The organism is Kitasatospora sp. MBT66 (assembly GCF_000710405.2).
Lineage (GTDB): Bacteria > Actinomycetota > Actinomycetes > Streptomycetales > Streptomycetaceae > Kitasatospora > Kitasatospora purpeofusca.
Genome location: NZ_JAIY01000010.1, coordinates 975,645 through 979,625 on the forward strand (window position 1 = coordinate 975,645; position 3,981 = coordinate 979,625).

The 3,981-nt window shown below is 76.9% G+C and carries 3 protein-coding genes; 2 read left to right on the plus strand and 1 reads right to left on the minus strand.

Annotated features, from left to right (window positions below; translation table 11 throughout):
* The first annotated feature begins 325 nt into the window (after window positions 1-325).
* Together BI06_RS29015 and BI06_RS29020 are read left to right on the plus strand one after the other, a co-directional pair.
* The gene (locus BI06_RS29015) at window positions 326-1,897 is read left to right on the plus strand and encodes a CehA/McbA family metallohydrolase (protein WP_043472529.1); all 1,572 of its coding nucleotides are present in this window, start codon (window positions 326-328) and stop codon (window positions 1,895-1,897) included.
* A gap of 262 nt (window positions 1,898-2,159) precedes the next feature.
* Window positions 2,160-2,684: an ATP-binding protein gene (locus BI06_RS29020; protein ID WP_149030501.1), complete on the plus strand. Its 525-nt coding sequence runs from the start codon at window positions 2,160-2,162 to the stop codon at window positions 2,682-2,684.
* A 384-nt stretch (window positions 2,685-3,068) separates the two neighbouring features.
* Here BI06_RS29020 and BI06_RS29025 read toward each other — a convergent pair whose 3' ends face one another.
* On the minus strand, window positions 3,069-3,680 hold the full coding sequence (locus BI06_RS29025; RefSeq protein ID WP_233290314.1) for a sigma-70 family RNA polymerase sigma factor: 612 nt from the start codon (window positions 3,678-3,680) through the stop codon (window positions 3,069-3,071).
* Window positions 3,681-3,981 lie beyond the last annotated feature (301 nt).

Below are 3,981 nucleotides of genomic sequence, written 5' to 3' on the forward strand. Positions count from 1 at the left end.
GGACGCAGCGGTGGGAACGGGCGCCGCGGTCGGGACGGGCGGCGCGGGGCTCGTCGTCGGCGCGCAGGCGGCCAGGGTGGTCCCGGCCGCGGCCACCAGGAGGGTCCGCCGACTGAGTGACATGAATGCGCTCCGAATCTGCCTGACTGTCAGATGATCTGACTACCTCCTATTCAGGGCCCGCCCCACCCCCCGGCGCAACCCGGGTCCGCCTTCACGGGGCCTCCGCCCGGTGGTGGGGCCCGGCTCACCGGGGGTTCACCCGGACGAGCGGACAGCGGGTAGGTACGGGCCGCGAGCATCCCGGCGAGAGCGGAGGCACCCGATGGCGGACGACGTGCACGAGGAGCAGGCCCGGCCGGGCCGGCGCGGGCTACTGGCCGCGGGCGCGGCGGGCGCGCTCGGCGCGGTGGTGACGGGCGCGGGCACCGCCCGGGCCGAAGGAGCCGCGGCCCCGGCCGCACCCCAGGACCGGACGATCACCCTGACCGGGAAGCTGCCGACCGGCGCACCCGACTTCGTGTACCTGCCCTTCGACGTCCCGTCCGGCGTCCGCGAACTCGCCGTCTCCTACCGCTACGACAAGCCGACCGTGCCGCCCGGCACCCCGGGCAACTCCTGCGACATCGGGCTGTTCGACGAGCGCGGCACCGAACTCGGCGGCCGGGGCTTCCGCGGCTGGTCGGGCGGCTTCCGGACCGAGTTCACGGTGGGCCGGGAGCAGGCCACGCCCGGCTACCTGCCGGGGCCGGTCCGCCCGGGGCGCTGGAACATCGTCCTCGGGCCGTACCAGGTCGCCCCGCAGGGGCTGGAGTACCGGGTCGACGTCACCCTGCGGTTCGGCGCGCCCGGCCGGGAGTTCACCCCCGCCTACCCGCCGGAGCGCGCCCGGGGGCGCGGCCGCGCCTGGTACCGGGGCGACTGCCACCTGCACACCGTGCACTCCGACGGGCGCCGCGAGCCCGCCGAGGTGGCCGCCGGGGCGCGCGCGGCCGGGCTGGACTTCATCGTGTCCACCGACCACAACACCTCCTCCGCCCACGGCGTCTGGGGCCCGCTGGCCGGCCCGGACCTGCTGATCCTGCCCGGCGAGGAGGTCACCACCCGCAACGGCCACTGGCTGGCGCTGGGCCTGCGCCCGGGCGAGTTCGTCGACTGGCGCTACCGCTCCCGCGACGAGGCCCTCCCCCGGTTCGCCCGCCAGGTGAAGCGCCAGGGCGGCCTGGTGGTCCCGGCGCACCCGTACTGCCCGTACGTCGCCTGCCAGTGGAAGTTCGGGTACGAGTACGCCGACGCCGTCGAGGTGTGGAACGGCCCGTGGACGTACGACGACGAGTCGGCCGTGGACGGCTGGGACGCCCAGCTGGCGGTGGCGCTGCGCGACGGGCGCTCCTGGCTGCCCGCGATCGGCAACAGCGACGCGCACAGCGCCCCGCAGGTGATCGGCTCGCCGCACACCGTGGTGCTCGCCGAGGACCTCACCCGCGACGACGTCCTCGACGGGCTGCGGGCCGGCCGCAGCTGGCTGGCCGAATCGGCGGCCGTCCGGCTGGAGTTCACGGCGACCGGGCACGGTCGGCAGGCCGGGATCGGCGAGGAGCTGGCGGTTCCCGCGGACGCTCCGGTGGACGTCCGGCTGGACGTCTCCGGGGTGCCGAACGGCACGGTGCGGTTCCTGACCGACGAGGGCCAGCTGCACCAGGAGTCGCTGCCCGCCGACGGCGCGGGCACGGTGGTCTGGCGGACGACGGCCTCGCTCGCCGCGTTCGTCCGGGCCGAGGTGCGGCACCCGAGGGCCGACGGCACCCCGGGCCGGGGCAACGCGATGGGCCCGGACCTCCCCTGGGGCCCGATGGCCGCGCTCACCAACCCGATCGTGCTGCGGGCCCGGGCGTAGAGATCGGCGCGGGCGTAGCGGGAAGGCGAACGGACGGCGAGGGGCCTGCGGGGGGTAGGCGGGAGGTCCGGGGAGGGGAGGACTCTGGGGCGCACCGTGGACTAGGTTGATCCCCGACAGCAGTCACTCGTAGGGACGAGGCGGTCGGCTGTCCGCCTTGCCGGATTCGGCCGGTTCGTGTTCCGACCCCGGCTGGCCCCCGCGTGTTCCGCCCGTCCCGCCCCGGCCCCGTCCGTCCAGGCCCGCGAAGGGATCAGCAGCCGTGAACCGTACGACCACAGGTGGGCCGGAGCTCGGAGGCGGACGGGGGGCGGGCAGCGTGGTCGTCCTCTCCGACCCGGCCGCCGGCGCCGGGAGCGGCGCGGTGGCCCCCCTGGTCGCGGACGCGCTCTTCCCCAGCGTCCACCTGCGCGCGGAGGACTTCCGGCGGGCGGTCCGGCAGGGCTATGTCGCCCCGGACCGGCCGGAGGCGCGGCGGCAGAACGTGACCGCGCTGGCGGCCACCGCCCAGGCGGCCTTCGCCTTCGCCTCGGGCGGCTACCAGGTGGTGGTGGAGGGCTCGGTCGCCCCGACCGCGCTGGACGCCTTCCGGCGGGAGAGCCGGGCCACGGGCGCGGCGCTGCACTACGTGGTGCTCAACGGGGGTACGACCGGCGGTACGGCGGCCGGCACTGCCGCGGCCGACGGTGCGGCGCAGGCCGACGGCCCGGCGGCGGACGCGGCCGAGGCCACGGCGGACACGGTGCTGGCGGGGCTGCGCCGGGGGGCGTACCTGCTCGGCTGGTGAGCCTGCCGCCGCCCCGGGGGGAGACCGGGGCGGCGGCGGAACGGGACGGCGGCGAACGGCGGCCGCGAACGGAGAAGGGGCGGCCGGTCGGTTCTGGGGGGACCGACCGACCGCCCGCGGCACGGCGTCACGAGCGACGACGCCCCGGCGTCCGCTCTCCCACAAGAGCGAACGCCGGGGCGGCCGCGGACCCGGCGCCCGAACGGGGGTACAGGCGCCGGTGGCGGTGCCGCCACAATGGTCAACGGGCCGCGGCCCGGAAGCGGTTCACGGCCTTCCGGTTCGGGTCCGCCCGGACCGGCCCCGGTTTCCCGAAAGGGCAGCGATCCCGGGCGGTCCCCCGTCCGGTCCCCGCCCGATCGACGGCCCCGAGCAACGGCCCGGTCAGCCGGCCCAGGCCATCCCGCGGGCCTCCAGGATCGGCCGCAGCGCGCGGACCGCGTAGAAGCTGCGGGACTTCACCGTGCCGACCGGCACCCCCAGCACCTGCGCCACCTCGACCATCGACCGGCCCTTCATGTGCAGCTGGACCAGGACGTCCCGGTGGTGCGGCTGGAGCTCGGCCATCGCCACCGCCACGTCCTGGGCGACGAGCACCTCGTCGTAGGGGTCGTGGGCGCCGGCGTGGTCCTCCGGGGTCTCGTCGGCGACCTCCTGGGCGCGGGCGGCCTGCATCCGGTAGTGGTCGATGGCGATCCGGCGCGCCACCGTGAACAGCCAGGGACGGCTGTGCTCGGGGCCGCGCTGCACGGCCGCCGGGTTCTGCCAGGCGCGCAGCAGGGTCTCCTGGACGATGTCCTCCGCCTTGCCCCGGTCGCCGCTGGTCACCCGGAGCATCGCGCGCAGCAGGTAGCCGCCGTGCAGGCGGTACAGCTCGGCGAGGACGTCCTGGTCCAGGGTGGGCCGGGCGGCGGGCGCGGCAGGCACGGCGGGCACGGCGGGTACCCGGGCGTCCCCGGTGGTCGTCCCGGCCAGGGCGGTTGCGTCGATGGCCACGGCTGTTGAGCCCCTCACACCATTCATCGGTACCTCGGTCGGTCGGTACCGGGGTCGATCGCTGTCTCGGTGCACCGGGGCAGGCCACCGCGATCGGACGGCTCCCCGGGCGGTGCCACGCTGGCAGCCCCCGCCAACGCGCGGCCAACGCGGCCGCGGCCGCCCGCGTTGGCGGGACGTTGGCGGGCCGCCCGCGGGTCGATCCACCGCGGGGTCACTCCGCCGTCTGCGTCCCCGCTCCGTCCCGCCCGTCTCTCCCGGCCCGCGCGGCCGCCCGGTTGCGGCCGACCCTGGCGGCGGC